The 19,751-nt window shown below is 45.0% G+C and carries 13 protein-coding genes; 5 read left to right on the forward strand and 8 right to left on the reverse strand.

Features of this window, described 5'->3' with window-relative positions; translation table 11 throughout:
* Window positions 1–98 precede the first annotated feature (98 nt).
* The 4 genes from ACJJIN_RS11605 to ACJJIN_RS11620 all read left to right on the forward strand — a co-directional run bounded on the left by ACJJIN_RS11605 (window position 99) and on the right by ACJJIN_RS11620 (window position 6,334).
* A complete protein-coding gene (locus ACJJIN_RS11605) occupies window positions 99–1,013 on the forward strand; it encodes a peptidylprolyl isomerase (protein ID WP_444898180.1) in 915 nt (304 codons plus the stop codon).
* On the forward strand, window positions 1,003–2,064 hold the full coding sequence (locus ACJJIN_RS11610; protein ID WP_444898181.1) for a HupE/UreJ family protein: 1,062 nt from the start codon (window positions 1,003–1,005) through the stop codon (window positions 2,062–2,064). Before ACJJIN_RS11605 ends, ACJJIN_RS11610 begins: the two co-directional genes overlap by 11 nt.
* 128 nt (window positions 2,065–2,192) lie before the next feature.
* Window positions 2,193–2,747 carry a GNAT family N-acetyltransferase gene (locus tag ACJJIN_RS11615; RefSeq protein WP_444898182.1) on the forward strand — a complete coding sequence of 185 codons (555 nt, stop codon included), beginning with the start codon at window positions 2,193–2,195 and terminating at the stop codon, window positions 2,745–2,747.
* A gap of 542 nt (window positions 2,748–3,289) precedes the next feature.
* The gene (locus tag ACJJIN_RS11620) at window positions 3,290–6,334 is read left to right on the forward strand and encodes a thrombospondin type 3 repeat-containing protein (RefSeq protein ID WP_444898183.1); all 3,045 of its coding nucleotides are present in this window, start codon (window positions 3,290–3,292) and stop codon (window positions 6,332–6,334) included.
* 461 nt (window positions 6,335–6,795) lie between these two features.
* Here ACJJIN_RS11620 and ACJJIN_RS11625 read toward each other — a convergent pair whose 3' ends face one another.
* From ACJJIN_RS11625 to ACJJIN_RS11660, 8 genes are all read right to left on the reverse strand, one after another.
* Complete coding sequence (locus tag ACJJIN_RS11625) at window positions 6,796–8,313, reverse strand: MFS transporter (protein WP_444898184.1); 1,518 nt, start codon at window positions 8,311–8,313, stop codon at window positions 6,796–6,798.
* A gap of 618 nt (window positions 8,314–8,931) precedes the next feature.
* Window positions 8,932–9,744, reverse strand: coding sequence for a right-handed parallel beta-helix repeat-containing protein (locus ACJJIN_RS11630; protein WP_444898185.1), 813 nt, complete (start codon window positions 9,742–9,744; stop codon window positions 8,932–8,934).
* 340 nt (window positions 9,745–10,084) lie between these two features.
* Window positions 10,085–11,116, reverse strand: a complete 1,032-nt coding sequence (locus tag ACJJIN_RS11635; RefSeq protein WP_444898186.1) for a hypothetical protein — start codon at window positions 11,114–11,116, stop codon at window positions 10,085–10,087.
* A 33-nt stretch (window positions 11,117–11,149) separates the two neighbouring features.
* A complete protein-coding gene (locus ACJJIN_RS11640; protein WP_444898187.1) occupies window positions 11,150–12,175 on the reverse strand; it encodes a hypothetical protein in 1,026 nt (341 codons plus the stop codon).
* Window positions 12,176–12,280: 105 nt separating this feature from the next.
* Window positions 12,281–13,306: a hypothetical protein gene (locus ACJJIN_RS11645; RefSeq protein WP_444898188.1), complete on the reverse strand. Its 1,026-nt coding sequence runs from the start codon at window positions 13,304–13,306 to the stop codon at window positions 12,281–12,283.
* 110 nt (window positions 13,307–13,416) lie between these two features.
* Window positions 13,417–14,505 (reverse strand): hypothetical protein, encoded by a 1,089-nt coding sequence (locus ACJJIN_RS11650; protein ID WP_444898189.1) that lies wholly within the window; start codon window positions 14,503–14,505, stop codon window positions 13,417–13,419.
* A 687-nt stretch (window positions 14,506–15,192) separates the two neighbouring features.
* The gene (locus ACJJIN_RS11655; protein WP_444898190.1) at window positions 15,193–16,827 is read right to left on the reverse strand and encodes a PepSY-associated TM helix domain-containing protein; all 1,635 of its coding nucleotides are present in this window, start codon (window positions 16,825–16,827) and stop codon (window positions 15,193–15,195) included.
* Between the two features lie 4 nt (window positions 16,828–16,831).
* Window positions 16,832–17,236 (reverse strand): hypothetical protein, encoded by a 405-nt coding sequence (locus ACJJIN_RS11660; RefSeq protein ID WP_444898191.1) that lies wholly within the window; start codon window positions 17,234–17,236, stop codon window positions 16,832–16,834.
* Window positions 17,237–17,640: 404 nt separating this feature from the next.
* Here ACJJIN_RS11660 and ACJJIN_RS11665 point away from each other — a divergent pair, with 404 nt between their 5' ends.
* Window positions 17,641–19,725: a TonB-dependent receptor gene (locus ACJJIN_RS11665; protein ID WP_444898192.1), complete on the forward strand. Its 2,085-nt coding sequence runs from the start codon at window positions 17,641–17,643 to the stop codon at window positions 19,723–19,725.
* Window positions 19,726–19,751 lie beyond the last annotated feature (26 nt).

A 19,751-nucleotide genomic window follows, 5' to 3' on the forward strand; every position in this document is an offset into this window, starting at 1 on the left:
GCAGGAACCTCGACACCAAAGCAAGTAAATAGCATATCTAAAAAAGTCGCTTACATACTGATATCAATACTCTCTGCAGGTTTTAAGGAGGAAGCTTCATGCAGCGGAAATTAGAGATTCTGAAAAGGGAGCCTCTGGTACACTTTTGTATTATCGCTTTATTGCTGCTCGTTGTCGCAGAGTTGTTAATAGAGGAAAATGGAACCAACCATGAAGATACCTTGCTTATCAGCGAGGACATACTAATTGAGCACCTCCAATTCCAGAAAAAAACATTTAACCAGAGTTTTGCACGACGTTATTGGGAGGGCTTGACCCAGCCAGAGAAGTCCAACCTGATTAATGATTACATTAAAGAAGAAGTACTTTACCGTGAAGCCCTTAATCTAGGCCTGCAGAAGCATGATCAGATTATACGACGACGCCTTATTCAAAAACTGGACTATGTAAATGGTGGCTTTTCCAGTAACACTGACATTAGTGAAGAAGACCTGGAGAACTACTTCCAGCTTCATCGCGAGAAATATCGAATTGAAGCATCTATTACCTTCACTCATGTTTTCTTTGATTTTAGACGTCACTCTAAAGAAAAGTTAGAGAAGACTGTTAAGCAGAGCTTTAACCACTTAATAAAGCAGTCAGTTCCATTCGAGGAGTCCGCCCGCTACGGAGACAGATTCATCTTTCACCGGAATTATGTAGATCGCACTCTCCGTCTAGTGGCCAGCCATTTCGGCGATGATTTGGCAGATAGTATCTTTCAACTACCATTGAATGCCTGGTCCGGTCCATTTGAATCTCCGTATGGTCTACATCTAATTTTGGTTAGTGAAAACAAAACAAGCCGTCTACCCAGCTTTAGAGAAGCTGCCCCCTTAGTCCTTGAGGATTATCGACGAAATAAAATGGAGGAAAACAGACAACTTAAGATACAAGAACTGTTGGCAGGATACAGAATAGAGAGGGATGCCTCGATACCATATGTACCTATGGATATCACCTATGCCAACTAAAAATTCCTACAAGATCATCAAAGCCCTTCTATTCTTATTGTTACCTACAACAATTAGTAGTTTTAGTTTCGCTCATGATGGAAGACCGATATACATTGAGTTAAAAGAGGTCGCAGAAAGCAGATATATCCTTCGATGGAAAGTTCCGCCTATCATGCAGCCAGGCACTGAACCTGAGATACACTTAAAGGGCGAATTCTGCCAAATACAACCAGATATAACAGGGCCTGCCGGACCCAACGTGAAGAGTTACCTATGCAGGAACCCCCACCCAAACAATTTTACAAGACTATATAATCCCCTAACAATAAAAATCACATACCCCATTGCCAATCCAGCCTTATCGAGCTTAATTCATTTTGAAAAATCAGACGGTGACACTATTAATCTCTTTAATGGCCCCAAGGTCTTAGAGATAAATTTACCTTCCCGCCTAACTATTTGGGATTGTGTCAAACAATATATTGAAGCAGGTTTCTTACATATATTGGAGGGCTATGATCACTTACTATTCGTGTTATGTTTAGTCTTTATCGCCAGAAATTTTAGAAGCACTTTAATAGCGATTAGCGGATTTACGTTAGGCCACTCCCTCACCCTGGGACTCGCAAGTTTAGATTTATTCACCATAAGAGTAGATGTTGTTGAAGTGTTGATCCCATTGAGTATTATGCTGTTAGCCGCAGAAATTGTATACGCGCATAATGGACAGAGTAAAACGAGTTTAACCCGACGCCATCCTGCGATTGTTGCCAGTGGCTTTGGGTTACTTCACGGATTTGGTTTTGCCAGTGCGCTAGCGGAATTAGGCCTTCCTCACAGCAATAAAATCACGACATTATTTAGCTTTAATATAGGTGTAGAACTGGGGCAGATATTATTTGTCTTGGTTTTGATTTTCTTATCATCTACAGTTCAGTGGATATTCTCGAACTGGAAGTTCTCAATTTTGTATCAACACTTTCTAACACAATCAAAATACGCTATTTATCCAGTTGGAGTAGTCAGCGGGTATTGGGTAATTGAAAGGACCATTGGGCTAATTTCCTAAACAAACAAAGCTTGAATCACAAAAGCTGCTTCAAGACTTACAATCTGCTATCCTCACGCAATCACACAGATCACGGCCTGCAGTAGAGGCCAGATACAAGTATGAATTGACCGCCACTCAATAGAAATTTGTCTAGCTTTGTTAGCCCACACCAAAGTCAGATACAGGCCTTTGTAGAGTTGGAGCAGTTTTCATTACCAAATCTATCACCACTGAAAATAAAGATGTTAAATTTTAGAACAGCACTTATAGAAGACCTTCCTGATTTACTTAAGCTGGAACAGTGTCTTATCGAAGCCGAAAGGCCATACAATTCATCCATTAAAGCTGAATCAGCATTCTATTATGATATGGAAAAGTTGATACTATCTGATGACTCATATCTTCTGGTAGTTGAAATCGAAGGTGAGGTTATTGGAACAGGATATGCCCAGATTCGAAGCTCAAAAATATCTCTTGATCATGAGCGGCATGCTTATCTGGGATTTATGTATGTATCACCAGCGCACCGAGGAAAGGGCATTAACTCAAAGCTAATAGAAAAATTAATTGCATGGGGTAAACAGAATGGAGTTCAAGATTTCTACCTTGATGTTTACTCTCAAAATAGCTCAGCGATAAAAGCCTATGAAAAAGTTGGCTTCCAACCATCACTTATGGAAATGAAGTTAAATCTTAAATAGAAAGTTCACAGCCTATAAACCCAGGTGATGTCGATGCCCTTGGCTCACCTGATTTACACCAGGCGATTTCAAAGAGTGTTATTAAAGAAGCCTTAGCCAATATACTTCGATCTAAATACCTGCCTGCAAGATTTATAATCAACTTGAAATGGCGGGGTAATTCCCCATCTTAGTAGCGGCTTAATCAGGCTCAGAATCAGATTCCACTTCAGAAAGAGTCAAGAGCAACAGCAAATCAAGCTGTCAAATTATCTATTCCATTATATTTTATGGCGTAAATTTGCCTTCACTAATTACACGCTTTATCACCCATAAATTATCCCGCCAAAATTTCGCCATTCATCACACTTTTAGTGAGAAAGAACGCATAGTTACCACACTCATAAACGGTTGTGCGCCATAACTTTAGTATTAGAAATACGCACAACCAAAATAATGACATCTATCTAAAAATAAGCCGGAGTCCAAGTGCGCCAGCATAAATGATTTATTGCAGGCGTATTTTTTATAGGTCTACTGCGCTTGTCCGACAGATAACAAAAATGGATTTTGTTCGGGAGATTATGACCATGCGTCTACCTTCGCTTATTGCGATACTATTTTCATTGGTGCTTTTAAGTGCCTGCGGTTCTGATGGAGGCCGGGGCGATGCCGCCGATGACTTGCTCCCGCCCCCTGGCGTCACAGACTCAGATGGTGACGGTATCGATGATGATAATGACAATTGTCCGGCTGTTAGTAATTCAGACCAGGATGATTTAGATGGCGACGGCAGCGGTGATGCCTGTGATACTGATGACGATGGCGATTCCCACCCCGACACTTCAGACAACTGCCCACAAACCCCGAATTCGGACCAAGCCGATAGTGATAGCGACGGCATAGGCAATGCCTGTGACAGCGATCTGGATGGCGACAACGTCCCCAACGATTCTGACAACTGCCCTGCTGATTCAAATAGTGAACAGGGGGATATCGATGGCGACGGCGTTGGGGATGTGTGCGACAACGACCGCGACGGGGACAACTACACCGACAGCTTGGATAACTGTCCGGATGTAGCCAACCCAGACCAATCAGATCAGGACAATGACGGTATCGGCGACGCCTGTGACGAAGATAGCGATACTGACAATGACGGCCACGATGATGGCCAGGATAACTGCCCAGCCGTATCCAACCCAGACCAAGCCGACCTTGACGGAGATGGCATTGGCGATGCCTGTGACAGCGATGACGACGGTGATGGCGTAGACGATCAAGACGACAACTGCCCAACCGCAGCCAACTCCTCACAAACCGACCAGGATGGCGATGGTATAGGCGATGCCTGTGATGACGATGCGGACAGTGACGGCATCGATAACGAAGATGACAACTGCCCATCCACCCACAATCCAAGCCAAGACGATAACGACGGAGATGGCATTGGCGACGCCTGTGACAGCGACGACGACAATGACTCTGTCGAAGATGAGGACGACAACTGCCCCAGCCATAGCAATACCGACCAAAGTGATATCGACGAAGACGGTGTCGGCGATGCCTGTGATAGCGACCAGGATGGTGACGGTATTGATAACGACGATGACAACTGCCCTGCTACCGCCAATTCAGACCAAAGCGATATCGATGGTGACGGCCAAGGCGATAGCTGTGACAGCGACGACGACGGCGATGGTATAGACGATAGTAATGACAACTGTCCGGCCGTTGCCAACGATGATCAAACCGATACCGACGGCGACGGCACCGGCGATGCCTGCGACAGCGATCGCGATGATGACGGCGTTGAAAATGAAAATGACAACTGCCCGCTGGTACCCAACGCAGATCAAACAGATACAGATGGTGATGGTTACGGAGATGCCTGCGATGACAAAACCGATGTCGACGGCGATCAGGTACCTGACAGCGTCGACAACTGTGTACTCATCCCCAACACCGATCAAACTGATCAGGATGGAGATGGTGTCGGGGATGCCTGCGACAGCGACCTGGATGGAGATGGCACCGATAACGATACCGACAATTGCCCATCGATACCCAACTCAGACCAACTCGATACTGACGGGGATGGCAGTGGCGATATCTGTGATAGCGACGACGACAACGACGGCGTCGATGACGTAGCCGATAACTGCCCTACTGAGTCCAATAGTGATCAAGCAGATACCGACGGGGATTCAGTTGGTGACGCCTGCGATCCAGACCTCGATGGCGACGGTATCTTCAATGACGACGATAACTGCCCCTACGTCAGCAATACACTACAGGAAGACAGTGACAACGATGGAATCGGCGATGCCTGCGACGGCGACAACGATAACGACGGCGTAGATAACGCTAACGATAACTGCCCGGATACTGCCAACAGCGATCAGTCGGATATCGATCAGGATGGCGTTGGCGATGTCTGTGACAGCGACCGGGATGGTGACACAGTCCCGGACACTTCCGACAACTGCCCGGCTATTCCAAATGATGATCAAGCCGATCAGGACGGTGACGGCATCGGCGACGCTTGTGATGACGATAGTGATACCGACAATGATGGCCACGACGATGGTGAAGACAATTGCCCAGCCATACCCAACCCGAATCAAACGGACACGGATGGTGACGGTGTCGGCGATGAGTGTGATAGCGATGCCGATGGCGATGGCATAGACAACACCGATGACAATTGTCCACTAACGCCAAACGACCAAACCGATACTGACGGTGACGGTCTTGGGGATGCCTGTGACGAAGACCTGGATGGTGACGGCGCTAATGATGACGTCGACAACTGCCCAATGATTCCGAATCCAGGGCAAGAAGACGGCGATAACGACGGTGCCGGAGACGTCTGCGATAACGACCGCGACGATGACGGTCTTGATGATACCGTCGACAACTGCCCCGCGATTCCAAATCCAAACCAAACCGATACTGATGGTGATGGAGTGGGAGATGTTTGCGATGCAGACCTGGATGGGGACGAGGTAGAAAACGATCTCGATAACTGTCCCCAGACTCCCAATCCCAACCAGGAGGACTCTGATAACGATGGTATCGGCGACGCCTGCGACCTCGAATCAGGCCTGTCCTGTGCAGCGTTTGAAGACTTGGAGATCGTTAACGGTGTAGATGCAGACCTGACTTACGGAATTGAACAGCCCTGTGATGGATGTTCTATTACTGCAGTAGAAAGGGTATTTAACGGCGTCCTATCTGATGCAGCCAGAATGGAAGTTGTCAGCGGTGCGGGCGGCTCTACCCATATTCAAATCAACCACCACTCGGTTAAAGAGGGGCGCCATGTGGTCGGTTTCCTAGTAGAGCACACTACACCACTGCTGGATATCATCTACCTGAACACCATCACAATCAGCACTTATTTGGACGGAGTAGCCACAGGGGAGTCCACCAGCGGATATCGTCTGGCCCCATTCAAAGTCAACGGTGCGCGCAATCACCGCCTGCTATTAGTCACCACCAATAGTGACTTTGATCAGGTCAGGCTATCTTTGAGCGGCTTGAGCTTTATAAACAACCAACTGGATGTTTACCTGGCCTGCTCAAAAGCTGTGGGCCAGCCATAACTAAAAGAAGAAATAAAAAGCCCCGGTACGCCGGGGCTTTTTATTTACAATTAAATTGAAAGGAATAAAGCACATAAAGAAAACCAATTCCAACCTTTAAAACAATAAAGAACGCAAGCTAAAGAACTTATTTACCCCCCCACCTATTCCCCATACACCAAAAATTACAAAATCAAAAATCCTAAAAATAAAACTTTTTTAAACATTCAAGACAGGTCTGATCAAATTGACAGCGGAGCGCCTCATAGTTACTGACCAGTAAGTTAACTATATATTGGCCGGCTTATATTTTAGCCATAGTTGACAATTAAACTTATAGTTACTCGAACGCCTCTCAGAAACCATTTCAGCTGCAATTAGACTTTAGAAAATATGGGCTTGCCATTATCAATGGCATGCAGATGTATCTATAGATTCGGAGGTAAAATACTTGACGGGGAACTCCATGGCTTTTTCAATGATTAGCCAACGTCATCAAGTGACTTCCCTGTCATTTCTATCCGGTACCTCCAGGTTATTAATGCGCCAATCAAGGAAGTCACCGCTAGTGCACTAAGCAACATACTTGCGCCAATGTCGCTAAGTAAAATTGGAAAAAAAAATGCGATTGCGACACCCCCGAACTTTGAGATGGATGCGGCTAATCCCGCACCAGCACCACGATAGCGGGTCGGGAATACCTCCCCAGCGATTAGATAAGTCTGAGAATTTGGCCCCAAATTATTCATCAAGTTGAACAACATAATTCCACCAAAAATGAATGGTAACTGCTGGCTAGTATTTAAAGATTCTCCATAGGCGGCAATAAGAAGGCCGAGTGCACAACCAAGGAAGCCAAGAACTTGCAATCGGATACGCCCCACCCTATCCACAAATATAATTGCTAGAATAACGCCAACTACCAGCATTACATCGATTAATGCTGCCCCTTTCGCCGCCTCGACTTTGTTATGGATTAGTTCCGAAATGGAGCGTGCATGGGGTGACGCATATCCCAACACATTCGCTAAAATTACTGGCGTGAAGATACCAACGCCATAGGTTCCCAAATCCTGCAAAAACCAGGGAATAGAAGAGAGTTTGATTGCTTTTCGAGAATTCTTATCCTGAAGTAAATGCTTAACACTCGATAGTTCAGCTATCTTTTTCTCATTCGTCTCCGCTGTGGCAACATTCTTCAATAAGAATCTGGACGGGTATGGCGGATCTCTTTTCAACAGTTGGCTGATAGATTTCTCCGCCTCAGGCATGCGACCTTTAGCCAGAAGCCACATCGCACTCTCTGGAATATAGAAACGTCCAACCGTGATCAAAATCGCTGGAACAATCGCCGCAGCATACATATACCGCCAAGCTTCCAGAGAGGGGTACCAAGAGAGGACCAAAAATGCGAGACCTGTCCCCACCAAAATTCCAACAGCCTGAAAACTAAAGGCTCCGAGAACTAGCCTGCCCCGCATCCTCGATGCCATACTTTCAGAGATCATCATGTGAGCTGTGGGATAATCACATCCAAGCGCCAATCCCAGACCAAATAATGAAATAACAATCACGAGATAAGAATCTGCGAAGGTTAATATCACCAGGAAAAAGATAAACATGATCATCTCAGCGATGAACATTTTCCGCCGGCCATAATGATCGCTGAGCCCTCCTAGGGTTATCGCTCCAACCAGAATTCCAAACAATGTCGCCGATGTCACAAAGCCCATACTAAAGGCGGTCAAACCAAATTCTTTAGCAATTAAAATGTGGGATACCCCAGTCATGAAGACGATCATTCCCTCAAAAAATTTACCAGCTGTCGCAAGCCACCAAATTCGCCACTGCATTGGCGTAAAAATATTCTGCGGAATCGAGGTTCCATCACACCAAACGGGAGTTTCGTCAATGTAATAGTCAGCCGAATGGTGTTCGCTGAACCGGGCATTTTCAGTCAATGACGGATTTGGAGTGCCATCGGGCTCATTTCTCTCCATAACTACTTCTTTAGATACCCCAGTGAATTATGGCGAACACTAACATAAAGTGATGACAACTAAGTGATCGGAATATCAGTATTAAGAAAGATTCGAAAGCATGGTCTGTTACTACATTAGACTAAGGCAGTCGGTGATGCTTTTGCAGGTAAAGACATACCATAAGGCAGCTACTATTATCAGCCCTTGAAGTGTAGTAGTTCAGACTTGACCTGACAGTTACCGATTTTTCATAAGGTGTTCTGCCAAGTCAAGCCTGAACTACTACAACTAATTATATAGTGGGCATACTATTATTCAGGTAATTAGTTAACTACGACAAACTACCAACATTAAGAATTTTGAAACTTTACTAAAATTAAAGGTGGGCACGGTATGGCATCCGCACTGCTCAACTTTTCTTTTGCCTTCACTTCCGCAATTTACAGTTTCACAAGCATACATGGAAATACCATCAGTGAAATTCGTCCCCATATCAATGACAGTCTCATTTTGTCTTCTCCTGATATTGGCCATGGCGCTAAGACAAAAGAGGTTCTAATCAGAGCTATATAGCTTTGGATGGCATACTTATTGAGCAAGCAACACGCTATTCTCCCACCAATAACAAGAATTCAATTATTCCAAGCAACTTGGGCTAGCTGTATCGAATATGTTACCAAACCAAGTATTACTGGAGAGGCAAGCATCAGGAGTCTCATCTACCAAATCACCTTCACCATTACTACCAGTCACCTGATTTCCAGAAATAATGTAGTTCATTGAGGGTGGATCCACTATATCAAAATCCATCATGATACCGCTATCTGAAGAATTCGATATCACATTCTGCACCACCAATCCATTAACAGTTGGAGGCTCTATAATAATTCCAAAAATAGATCCATCAATGGTATTCTGAATAACCTGACTGAAACTACCCGCAATGACAATCCCTGCTATGGCATCACTATTACCACTTAGAGAGTTCCCTGAAATATGACTGAAATCCCCATTGAGTTGAAAACCAATGCTACCAGGGCCACCTGAAAGAAACATTGAGCCATTAATAGAATTGTTGTCACTCTCCACTATAAAACCCACCCCTGGACTATCAGAAATCAAACCTTGAACTGAATGAAATCCATCGCCTTCTAAAAAGACAGAAATTCCACAAGTGTCTATGGTACCTCCTACTAATACAGCTCCTAAACCTTCAAGAGAGATCCCTGCGCTATCACTATCTTCACAAGTAAGTACATAACCGTTCATGTCCAGGCTTCCGGAAGGCCCTTCTATTGTGACCTGTGTTTCAAGGTCACAGGAAATATCCTGACTGAGAACTTCTGCTGTCGTTATCGCATCTCCACATTGAACATCCGCCAGAGAGAAAACTGGCTTTGATATTAAGGTTATTAATAATGCCAATGATGTACATGTCTTCAGGTTCATCTTTTCCTCTAGAATAAATATTTGTCAAAGAGCTTTGATATACGAACAAGAATAGCAGCCTATAAGAAATACTTTAAATGGCTCCGAAGACCAACAGAGGAGGATTTTAGTGAAGTGTTAAAGGCCTTCACTCCCTAACAGACTCCTTAAATTGCCAATGTGTACGCTAAAAATTCCTAGCCAAAAGAGTTCTCCGAAAAATTAAGCCCGGTGATGCGCCACTGAGAATCCCCGGGAAGAAAAAAGGCGCATCAGCTGACTAGTTTGATATAGAGCACGCTATTAAACAAAGTTCTTCACAAGCAGAAACCTACCCACCTCTACACATTGAGAGTAAAACTTATTGTAAGCCGAGCACGGTATTATTGTCCCCAAACTGGACGGCGGTGGCCAGATTACTAACCGTTGTCTGACTTAATCTCAACTGATTGGTATCACCATCCTGTATAGCTACTGCGGTATTAAAACTTTGCAGCTGCACTATCAAGGAATCATTAAGCAAACCACTTAACTGTAATGTTTCTCCAAAATTAAACTCATTGCTTTGCACAGTTTCAGCAGTATTAATCCCGCCGCGTTGTTCAGTTAGAGCCGTATTAAAAGCACCAATCTGCTCATGTATCACCTCAAGACTGGTGCCGCTCTGCAGGATATAGCTGTCGTGACCCAGATTCTCCTGAGTAGAATCAATAGAATTAGTATTCCCACTTTGAAGGGCAAAAGAACTAGAGGCCGTAGCAGAATCTTGTGTAATCTCCAAAATCATAGAATTACCTAACTGAATCCCTACAGCAGAATTATCTATCGCCGACCTTTGATTCATCTGAAAACTTAAGCTTTCTCCAATTTGAAGCACGAATACCTCATTCTCGGAACTACTTTGAATACCGCCCTGATTGACGGCGCCTTGGTTAGCAACACCTAGCTGAGTAACCGTCGCTGAATTCCCAACTCCATTATTCTGCCCTATAGTGGCATCGTTACTTATCCCACCCTGAAAAACAAAAGTAGAGCTATCGTCGACATCACCCTGAAGTGAAGTTGCCGTATTCCCCTCTCCAAACTGATACTGTACAGCTATTGAATCAATTGCTGCCTCCACCTGTTCCGCACTAGCAGACTGATTACTGCCCACCTGTCGCTGGATAATAGTGCTGGATTCAGCAAAAGGACCTTGAGCTGCAGAGGCATCATTATTAATACCAATTTGTAGTTGAATAATGGTACTTCCATTTACACCAGGACCACTCTGATCGCCCTGTGCCGTATTGCCTTGCCCGATTTGAACGAGCTGGTAGGTATTGTCAGCCGCTATCCCCGCTGCACTGGAAATCGAAAACAAAACGCAGGCCATTAGAGAACTGTACTTCATTACCGAATACTCCCTTTCGTCTGATAATATCAATTACTGAAGCCCCAAAACTGTATTGTTGTCACCATACTGGGCGGAAGCAGCTAAGTTTCCAACCGTAGTTTGACTAAGCCGAGTAGAATTACTAGCCCCGGTTTGTACGGCAGCAGCTGTATTAAATGCCTCCAGCTGCACGATTAGTGATTCATTTAGCAAGCCACTAAACTGAAGTGTATCGGCAGAGTTAAAACCTACACCTTGCACAGTTTCAGCGGTATTTATTCCACCAAATTGCTCTGTATATGCAGTATTAAAAGCACCAACCTGTTCATGTACAGTCTCAAGACTGGTTCCATTCTGTAGTATAAAGCTATCATGCCCCAAATCCCCTTGGGTAGATTGAGCAAAGTTGTTATTTCCTCCCGCCTGTATAATGACAGCATTAGATAGTGAAGCCGAATTTTGCTCGATAACCAATTCCAGCAAGTTCCCCGCCTGAAAACCAGTTGCAGTATTCGCTGAGCCCATAAATTGATTAATGAGGTAAGAGAGATTCTCCCCTACCTGAATCATAACCCCCTGATTGCCAATACCATCTCTTTGAGAAGTGGAACCATTATTATTAACCCCGACCTGAGTTACACTAGAAGAATCATTAATACTATTTTGGTGATCCACCATTACTTGGTTGGAAGAACCCACCTGTATAATTGAGCTTGAGCTACCTATAGATTCAAACTGCAACGAAGAGCCAAAATTATTATCCCCAATCAAATTGATTGTTGAAGATGTAAAAATAGTATTCCCTTGAAGAGAAGCTGCTGAATTTGAATCTCCAATTTCGACTTGAACGATACTACTTGATACTACTAATCCGCTCCGGATCACCTCTCCATCATTATTATTACCAATTTGCACTTGAATTATCGTACTGTCCACTACGACTGCATCACTATGATCAGTCGAAGCCATATTATCATCACCGATTTGGATAAGTTCGTAGGTATTATCAGCAGCTACGGAAAACGTGCTTACTATCGTAACAAGTACACCTACCGAGAAAGACTTATATTTAGTCATCACTATATCCCTGTGAGATTAAATTTGGCCAAAATTATTGTTTCTAGACAGCCTCCCCAAATAATAAGGGAGGCTGGATCTATTCACGAACTTAAAATCAACAAGCTACTGAAGGCCCAATACCGTATTGTTATCACCGTACTGAGCAGAACCTGCAAGGTTTCCGGCTGTTGTTTGGCTAAGCCTTGTAGAATTGCTGGCTCCTGTTTGAACAGCAGCCGCTGTATTAAATCCGCCAAGCTGCAATATCAAAGATTCATTAAGTAAACCACTAAACTGGAGTGTTTCTGCAGTGTTAAACCCAACGGTCTGTATCGTTATAGCCGTGTTTATTCCACCAAACTGCTCCGTATACGCTGTACTAAATAGCCCCGCTTGCTCAGTTTCGGCTCCAAGGTTGGTTCCATTTTGAAAAATAAAACTATCATGTCCTAAACCTACCTGACTCGAAATCGCAATATTATTATTCCCACCTGCTTGAATCCCTACAGAATTAGATGCTGAGGCAAAATTCTGGCTAAGAGACATTGAGAGTAAGTTACCAGCCTGAAAACCTGTTGCAGTATTCATCGCACCAGCGTTCTGACTCATAAAAAAGCTGAGGTTTTCACCCGTCTGAACCATCACTCCCACATTACCAGATGCATCCGCCTGAGAGCCAAACCCATTATTATTAACCCCTACCTGGTTAATACTTATGGAATTATTAAAACTACTCGCTTGTTCAACGAACATGGTATTACTGGAACCCGCCTGGAAAATATCACTTACATCTCCCTCCGTATCAAACTGCTGGGAATTACCAGTATTACTTTCTCCATATTGAGCAACTGTAGAGGTCGTAGATATCGCACCTTCCTGCAGCACATCTGACATGTTGGCGGTACCAACTTGTCGCTGGATAACTGTACTAGATATAGTCAAGCCTTCCTGTGTTACCTGAGCATCATTAGAATTGCCAATTTGTACCTGAATGACGGTACTGCCAACTACCGTTATCTCACTCTGATCCGCCGACGCCGTATTACCATTACCAATTTGGATAAGCTCATAAGTGTTATCAGCAGCCACTGAAAAAGCGCTAACCATTACAGCCAAAATACCCACCGAAATAGGCTTATACGAATTCATCACTAACTCCTTAAAACAGCAGGCAATTAGGCTTGCCGCCGCTAATTTTTTGCAGAGCCAAAGAATGTGACAGATATGCCCCTTATCACTTCAGCACTCGAATCTATAATTTACTGAGTTAACATACCCACATTACCGTCTCCTACTTGAGTAGTAGACACACTATTATTAGCGTTGGCTTGTGTAAGAGTGATCTGATTTGAGTTTCCTAGCTGGGAGGTGGAGCTGGCATTAAAGCTAGCCAGCTGAGTGACCATTACAGAGTTTCCTGATCCCCCTAGTTGCATAATATCTACACTATTAAAGGCACCTGTCTGATCGATTTCAGCAGTATTGGTGCTGCCATGCTGTTCCGTAGAAACAACACTAAATTCTCCACTTTGAGTAATGTCTACGCTATTTGATTCACCAAATTGCTGAGTGTATGCCTCGTTGTAGACACCTGTCTGAGAGTGCCAGGCTTCCAGGCCTTCGCCTTCCTGGCGAATTTCACTGTAGTGCCCGATGGATTGCTGCAGAGTATTTGCGCTATTACCTGTGCCATCCTGAACCACAATTGCAGTAGAATCAAAGGCAAGAATATGACTTATATTTAACGTATTGGAACTTCCATATTGCTCAGTGGTAATACTATTCCCTACGCTTGCAGTTTGTGTCACTGCCGCACTCTGCGCACTACCTTCTTGATGCATAGAGATAGAGTTTGCTGCCGAGCCAGTCTGCGATACACTCAGAACGTTGGTATCTCCCACCTGAACAATACTAATAAATTCATTCAGTGTATTTGTTTGAGTAAATGAGGCTTCATGATTATCCCCAATCTGCACTATCAAAATAGTACTTAACTCGGCAAACTCCTGAGCAGGTGTCGCTGAGTTATTATCCCCAATTTGCTCCACCAAAATGCTTGATAATACAGAGCCTGCCTGAGTTGCCTCAATATAATTACTATCACCCACCTGTGATTGCTGAATCAAACTGAAGGAAGTAAATAGGTTCTGGGTGGCATATACCTCGTTATCATCGCCCACCTGAACTTGGATTACTGTATCGCCAATAGCAGAAGGGTCGCTTTGGTCTGAATTAGCGGTGTTACCCGATCCTACCTGAAGGACATCATAGGTGTGGTCTGCGGCAAGAGCGGCAGTTCCAATCATTGAAAATAAAACAGTTGCTGCAACAGGTCTGTACATGCTCATCTAATACTCCTTAAAGATGACAGGTCCAGCTCGAAAGCTTTTACGACGATTTTTTCAAGAACGCAGCATCATTGAGTAGAACAAATATTGAGGCTGTGGCGCATAGCATGGGCCACTTAGGGGCGGGCGGTAACAGTTGAATGACTGGCTTCATAAGTCAAACTCATACTACTTCGCATACAAACAACAATATTGCGATACTTCTTGAGTAATAAAACGATGCTGAAGTCAGTATTAATGAAAAAAGATACTTTCTCTATGAGAGATTAGTTGTGAGCGACTGGGAAGAAAGTGCCTGTCTAGTCGCAATTTACGCCTCACTAAATAATGGAAAATAACTAGTTGTCAGGCAGGAGTATTTGCAGAGAGGAAAAGTGTCTCGGTTTTGAGAGCACCAGTAAATGTATTTAACTCCCAAAATGAAGCATACGATAACCATGGAAAACCACCAGGCATTGAGACAGGAGGAGTCGCACTGTCAAAGCAACTCGCTCTACAGATAAGTAGGAGTATTATCAGAAATATTCTATCAAATCATTTCACCGCAGATCTTATTGACCACGACAATAATACTTGCTCATCTACCAGCGTACTTTTTAACATAACCATTGATACCACCACTCCCTTTTACCGACAGTAAACCAATAAAAAAGGGCTCTAAATAGAGCCCTTTTTTAGCCAAAATTGTTAACCCGATGCCTGTGGATGGGTATCAGGTAAAGGATCTTGAATACTACTCTCTATCACGGGCTTCTCTACAAACTCAGACCAGACACTGTCTGCTTCGATTTTTGTCTGCCGCTTGCGAAGATGAACCAAAAGTAAAACAAATGATGTACCTATCAGTAACGCAACAAAGTCAACCGCCCATACCTGAGTGGCAGCTCCCAACAAATCACCTTTGATAAGTGAGCTAATTGGTATCAGGAAAATAGTGGCAATACAGAAGGCAAGAAGCTGTCGAGCAGCAGCCATGGGACGACGTATAAATGCCCAGATCAGCGCAAATAAGAACCCTGTGTAATAAGCGGCTTTCTGCCAAAACTCAATATCCACCTGCGCATGGGGCAGCCATTTAACTGCCAGCATACTGGCGGCTATGCCCAGAATAGTACCCAGACCAACGCCCACTGTTAGCCTTGCCATTACCATTGATGAGGTTGTTTGTACCGGTAGAGTCCCCTGCCCTCTGCGTTTCTTACGGCGGCTTTCAATCCACAGTATATTGCCGGTGAGGAATATCAGCGCTCCCATAATGCCGAGAATAAAGTACACCCAGCGCACGGCATTTCCACCAAAACTGCCAAAATGCAGCGAGAAAAAACTCATTACTGCGCCACTGTACCCATTCAAGTTGCTGGGTAGAAAGCTGCTATAGGGAATCTCCCTTTGATAGGGATTACCGAGCACATAGCCGTACTCAGCACCGCGCACCACCTCGCCATGCATGATTCCACCTACTCGCATTCGCGGAGCCCGGGTATCCAGATTTAAATAGAGGATTTCTGCCATCTGGAATTTGGGTTCCCCCTTCTGAATCGCAGCTTCCAACTCTGTGACAGGCACCAACTCAGAGAAGCTCTTCACCTCTGCTGGCGCCGGGCGAGTGAACATGGGGGAATCACCGTAGACCGCCACGCGCAGGGCGCCATAAAGCGGATCATGGAAGGCAAATACAAAGGCGGTAAAAGCAATAATCAGGTGAAACGGCAGCGAGGTGATACCCAGTACATTGTGGAAATCCAGCCAGTATCGCTTGCGGTTCTTACCCTTTCGGAGTACCAATAAGTCCTTGAACCAAGTGGGCAGGAAAACAATCAGGCCCGAAATCAGTGCCACAAAATACAGCGCCGCCACAACACCCAATACATAAGTGCCAAAAGCATCGTGGCCCTCACCACCGGGAATACCGGCAGTGCGATGTAAATGGTCGACAAATTCGCCAATGGCAGAAACCGTAAAGCTTTGAGTGATCAGCTCCTCTTTCTCATTGAAACTCGCATACCAGAGAGTATGGCCATGGGTTTCTTCGTCCTCTATTTCCCAACTCACCGGCGCCGCTTGCAGACCCGCCAGTGGCAATTGGACGGTCATCTGTTTTGCCGCTTCCGGGTGTGCCTGCAGAACTTCGGAAATAAGGCTGTCATACTGATCGACAGAAATACTTGGCAGGGTGGTCTCAGGCTGCAGAGCCCATTGATTGAGGGGCCCTTTAAACATGGTCAGAGCGCCAGCGACAAAAGCGATATACAGAAACAAGCCCGCAAGAATACCGGTCCAGGTATGCACGCTTTTATAAGTTTTAATCAAATCAACGCGCATATTTTTAGCCTCCGAATCTCGCTACCCACAACAGGGTAAACAGCACCAAATTTAGCCCCAGGTAAAGAGACAACATACGCCTGACACTAATGAATAGGTAAACCAGACTTACCAAAGTGAGCCAGACAGGTGTGATCAACCACATCACGAATTGACTTTTATCATCGACCACTACATCACCGGGGCCCCACATAGCAATCAATCCGGCAATAGCGACTGCGATGGGTAACCCCAAGAAAATGGCACATAGGCTTTTTACCCACCAGTGAGGTTTATAGCCTTCTAACCCTTTTTCAATTCGCTTCTTTTTCTTTGCCAAGACTTTGCCCTGCTTGTCCAATACGCCGCTAAAAGGCAGCAGTCCCAGCGCTAACATAAAAGTGCTAAGAAGCGTAAAGGAAGCTGACATTGCCGAAAAATTTTGGTGGAAAAGCCCCCAGGAAATGACAAGGAGCGCGAAGCTGATGAGAAGAGCGGGGTAAAACTGGATTGGCCTCTGCTCACGCCACTGCTGATTGGGACACCCTAAATAAAAGACAGAAGACGCAAGGACACAACTCAATAGGCCAAGTCCCGTTAAAACTGAGGAATACATTTCTAGTTTCACTTAAGAGTTAGAAGCACTACCACTAAAGTGGTAGAAAATTGTTTGCCTGGCACTGATCAATCGGTGCAGCTAAGCCGTTGCCAGACGAAATAATAGTGAGAGTTTATTGCGGCAATCCCCTATTTGCAAATAAGAATGATTAGCATTATATTCACCGCCGATCTTCCTTGTCGTCCTGACTTCTTTACCTTGCTAGGGATTACGCTATGTATAAACGCCACCTGCTCAGCAAAGCCGTTTCACTCACTATTCTTGCTTCGATTGGTGCGACTGCGATCGCCGCAGATGAGAAGAAAGAAGAGTATGCGCCGCAGGCAATGGAAAATGTCATTGTTATTGGCGAGAAAACAGAGCGCTCCCTCAAGGAAACCACGTCTTCGGTATCCGTGATTACCGAAGAAACCTTAAATAGCATGCAACACCTGAGCATCACCGATGCGGTGTCTAATATCTCTAACGTGGTGGTACTTTCCGGCGCTACTCCAGATATTCGCGGTGTGTCCGGTAACGGTTCAGCCACCGGCTTTAACTCCTTTACCGGTGGTGCCAAAGCCCGTGTCTCCACGTTAATTGATGGTGTCGCCGAGCCATTTGTCGCAGACCTCACGGGTGATTCCGGTATTTGGGATGTAGAACAAATTGAAGTATTTCGTGGACCCCAGTCCACCAGCAATGGCCGCAACAGCATTGCCGGCTCTGTATTTATCAAAACCAAAGATCCCAGCTTCGATTGGGAAGGCGCTGCTCGCGTAGGTTACCGTGACCAGGATGGCTATATCGATACTTCTGGCATGATTTCCGGCCCAATTGTTGATGATACCCTCGCCTTCCGCCTGACGGCCCAGCAACTCACCGGCGACACTATCAGCAATGCCCAAGAGTATGAGGACAACCCCGCTGACTTCGACCTGAACACTCTGGAAACCCAGCGACTGAAAGGCAAGCTTCTGTGGACACCCACTGAAAAGTTAGAGGCATTATTTACTGTGTCCACTAACAGTGAGGAGGGAAATACCGGACGTATGTACTACACCCTAACCGGTGTTGATGACTACGAAACTTATTTCTATCGCGATATGGATACCGAATCTACCACTGCCAGCGCTAAAGTGGATTACCAAGTCAGTGATAATATTTCGATCGAGGTGCTGGCAGCCTATATGGATTACCAGTGGGGCTTTGATTCCTACGAAGAAGAAGCCATCAGCCAACAATACGTTCGAATGGATGAACAGAACACCACTATCGATGCCAAGCTAAACTTTGGGCTCAACAATGAAACACTGAATGGTTTCATTGGCTTTGCCCACTTCGAAAGAGATCAAGACTTTAACAGCTACAACAGTGTTACTTATTTTGGTGACGACGAAAGTACCTCTACCGCACTTTATGGTGAAGTGACTTACTCACTGACAGACCGTCTGAATCTGATCAGCGGCCTACGTGTGGAAAAAGAAGAACAAGACCGCTACTTTCATTTTACTTCCTACGGCGAACCCACCAGTGACCCTCTAAATACCGATGAAACCATCATTCTCCCTAAAATTGCGCTGCAATACGATCTAACCGAGGAGACTATTGTTTCTGCCAGTGCGCGCAAAGGTTACAATTCTGCTGGCGGCGCCCTTAAGTTGGACCGCGATACAGATAATAACACTATTTATTATTACTACTACTACTACGATGAAGAAACCGTTAATACCTACGAGCTGGCCGTTCGCAGCTCCCTGGCAAACGGTACTATCAACCTGAGCGGTAACCTCTTCTTTAATGAGTACTCCGGCTACCAAGCTCTAAGCTCTTCCCGTGTTATCGTCAACATGGATGAAGTTGAGACTTATGGTCTTGAACTTGAAGCCGTAGCTATGCTGACCCCGCAATGGGAATTGCGTGCCGGCCTGGGCTTGTTGGAAACCGAAATCACTGACGCCGGTGTTGACTACGCCGATGCGAATGGCAATGAGCTCAACTCAGCGCCCAACGTCACTGCAAATCTAGGTACGAAATTCTGGGTTACCGATGCGTTCAACGTAGGTATTTCCGCAAATTATGTAGGTGAGTACTACGGTGACTTTAGCAACACCGATGAGAGAGTTGCTGGGGATTACGTTTTGGCACGACTGAATGCGAACTATGAAGGCCAGGACTGGACTGTTTCAGCTTATATTAATAATGCCCTGGATGAAGAAGGTTACTTAACCGTTGAACCGGTCAGTGCACGTTATCCAGATGGCTACGCAGCCATTGTTGAGCCACGCAATGTTGGTTTATCCGCTACCTACCGCTTCTAAATAGCGACGTTATTACCTGCTAAAAA

The organism is Microbulbifer maximicatervae (SeqCode), from assembly GCF_052467505.1.

Excerpts from the sequence above, each read along its gene's own strand:
- ACJJIN_RS11630 (WP_444898185.1), bottom strand. The coding sequence starts at position 9,744 with ATGAACCTGAAGACATGTACATCATTGGCATTATTAATAACCTTAATA.
- ACJJIN_RS11605 (WP_444898180.1), top strand. The coding sequence starts at position 99 with ATGCAGCGGAAATTAGAGATTCTGAAAAGGGAGCCTCTGGTACACTTT.
- ACJJIN_RS11655 (WP_444898190.1), bottom strand. The coding sequence starts at position 16,827 with ATGCGCGTTGATTTGATTAAAACTTATAAAAGCGTGCATACCTGGACC.
- ACJJIN_RS11645 (WP_444898188.1), bottom strand. The coding sequence starts at position 13,306 with ATGAATTCGTATAAGCCTATTTCGGTGGGTATTTTGGCTGTAATGGTT.
- ACJJIN_RS11640 (WP_444898187.1), bottom strand. The coding sequence starts at position 12,175 with ATGACTAAATATAAGTCTTTCTCGGTAGGTGTACTTGTTACGATAGTA.
- ACJJIN_RS11665 (WP_444898192.1), top strand. The coding sequence starts at position 17,641 with ATGTATAAACGCCACCTGCTCAGCAAAGCCGTTTCACTCACTATTCTT.
- ACJJIN_RS11610 (WP_444898181.1), top strand. The coding sequence starts at position 1,003 with ATGCCAACTAAAAATTCCTACAAGATCATCAAAGCCCTTCTATTCTTA.
- ACJJIN_RS11635 (WP_444898186.1), bottom strand. The coding sequence starts at position 11,116 with ATGAAGTACAGTTCTCTAATGGCCTGCGTTTTGTTTTCGATTTCCAGT.
- ACJJIN_RS11650 (WP_444898189.1), bottom strand. The coding sequence starts at position 14,505 with ATGAGCATGTACAGACCTGTTGCAGCAACTGTTTTATTTTCAATGATT.
- ACJJIN_RS11660 (WP_444898191.1), bottom strand. The coding sequence starts at position 17,236 with ATGTCAGCTTCCTTTACGCTTCTTAGCACTTTTATGTTAGCGCTGGGA.
- ACJJIN_RS11625 (WP_444898184.1), bottom strand. The coding sequence starts at position 8,313 with ATGGAGAGAAATGAGCCCGATGGCACTCCAAATCCGTCATTGACTGAA.
- ACJJIN_RS11620 (WP_444898183.1), top strand. The coding sequence starts at position 3,290 with ATGGATTTTGTTCGGGAGATTATGACCATGCGTCTACCTTCGCTTATT.